This is a genomic window from Microvirga soli, assembly GCF_016734765.1.
Lineage (GTDB): Bacteria > Pseudomonadota > Alphaproteobacteria > Rhizobiales > Beijerinckiaceae > Microvirga > Microvirga soli.
Map to the genome: position 1 here is coordinate 1 of NZ_JAERQE010000127.1, position 2,071 is coordinate 2,071.

Here is a 2,071-nt window from a genome sequence, read left to right on the forward strand (position 1 = left end):
TCAGCCAATGAGATCACCCGAGACGACTTCGTCCCAGGCGCAGGCTCAAGCTCATACAACGTGACCACGGGGCCGGGGCGAACGTTGATGATCTCACCCTTCACGTTGAAGTCCCACAGCACGTTCTCGAGAGTCGCCGCATTTTCCTGCAGCACCTCGACGGGAACTTCCGCGCTGTTCCAGACCTTCGGCTCCGCCAGAAGATCAAGGGCGGGCAGTTCGTAATCGAAGGATGCGTTGACCGGAGCCGCGACACCGACCGAAACCGACGCGTAGTTGTCACGACGGAAGCTGTCGTTCGCCGGAACCGGTGCCGCAGGCATGTGGCTCACGCGCGGCTGAGTCACGACAGCTGCGCGGCGCGGCGCCTCCTCAACGATGTCCTCGACGTCAAAGTCGTCATCGCTAAGGGCTTCTTCAACATATTCCTCCTCATCATCCCATAGCGCAGTCTCCGGCTGAGCCGGTAACGGAACTCGGGAAGGTACGGGCGCGACAGCCCTCGCAGGAGGCGCAGCTTTGACGGCCGGTGCGACTTTCCTCGCAGGCTGGGCACTCTCGTGGCTCTTTGCCTGCGCAGGCATAGCGGAAGCGGGCTGGAGCGAGGGATCCAGGAGATAAGTCCCTGGCTGCCACATGAAGCTGTAGGACTGCTGAACCGTCTGAAGTTCATAGGGCGCCGGCGCCACAGGAGAACTCTTGGCAGGAGGCATTGGCTGCTCAGCTTTCTGTGTGCGGGCTGGCTCGGTAACCGGCGCACGACGAAGTGAGGCCTCCACCGTCCGGGCGGGAGCTGCGGCGCGCGTGATCGGCCCGCGCTCCGGCGCAGGAGCCCGGTTGAAGATGCGGGGATTGTCGGCGCCGGTTTCCTGGGAAGCGGCCTTGCTGCGAAGAGCCTGCAGCCGCTCCTGGACGGCTGGTGCCGGATCATCCATGCGAGCGGCAGCAATCTGTCTCGCCTGTTCCTCGACAGAATCATCGGATGGAAGGGCAGCCCCCTTCATCCGGCGTTCCTTCAGAACGCGCTCGGGCGTACGGGTGAAGCGAACCTCCGGCGACATGGAAAAGGACTGCTCCCACACCTCTCCGCGCGGAGCGCCATTCGCCCCCCTGCCCTGCCCGGCTTTCGGCGCGATGGTGTTAGGAGTTCGCGCGCCGGATGGGCTGCTCACGTGACCAGGGTTGGCCTGCGCACGGGTTCCACCGGAAGGACCTTCGCCAGCGCGATGCCCTGTGCGACCTCCTGTCACCAAACCGCCGGAGGCACCCGGTTCGTTGTTGTCCAGCTCGTTCTTGTAATCCTGGTCCTGTGCGAGAGAGCCATAGCCATGGGCGGCGGAGGATGGAGGCCGTCGGTTGAAGTGCATTGTCTGTTTTGGTGTTGGGACTGATCGGATCAGTCCGGGGAAGAGAGGTCCTCCTGATTACGCCTACCAAAGGTAAAAAGAGCCTTAGGAGGGCGGCACGAGCTGCCCCGACCCGCACTTGTCCCCAGCCCACCTCTTCAATTTGGCTCCGCTCCTCTCCATATCTCTGGGGCTGATGTTTCTTGTTTCGCCTGCCTTTTGCGCTTTGCTCTGTTTGGGGTTGCAAAATGTGTGCGGGAGTTTATATCGGCGCTTCCTTTGGGCTGTTTGGGCCTGAGGGTGTTTTCCCAACACGGTGGGTTTGTGCGGCCTGAGGCTTTGGCTTCGGGCTTTGTGCGCCGTGTGGGGTTTGGGCCAAGAGCTTCGGCGGTTCGACGGTGGTTGGATCTGTGTGGTTTTGCTCCTCTGGCGGTTCTTGTCCGGCATGGGCTGCGGGTTTTATCGCCTGGCAGCAAGGTCAACGCGGAGATGATCTCATCTCTGCGAACGGGAAAGCTGCGTCTGTACTTGTGCGGACGCAGGACTCATTCGAGAAGAACTTACAAATTCTTGTCGAATGCTGTTGACACCGGTCCGGGCTTTGACTAGATAGGCTTCATCGACGGCGGCACTGATGTGGCGCCGGACTGGAGGCCCCGCGATCCTGGGTTGCCCGCAAGGGTGGTTTGGGCGGCAGGGGTTCTTCTGTGTCTTTCGGGATGCAT

Annotated in this window: 1 protein-coding gene; it reads right to left on the reverse strand. The window is 61.8% G+C overall.

Features of this window, described 5'->3' with window-relative positions; translation table 11 throughout:
- The coding region (locus tag JKL45_RS29460) for a DNA translocase FtsK (protein ID WP_281401840.1) at window positions 1–1,367 on the reverse strand (1,367 nt) is incomplete at its 3' end.
- Window positions 1,368–2,071: the final 704 nt, after the last annotated feature.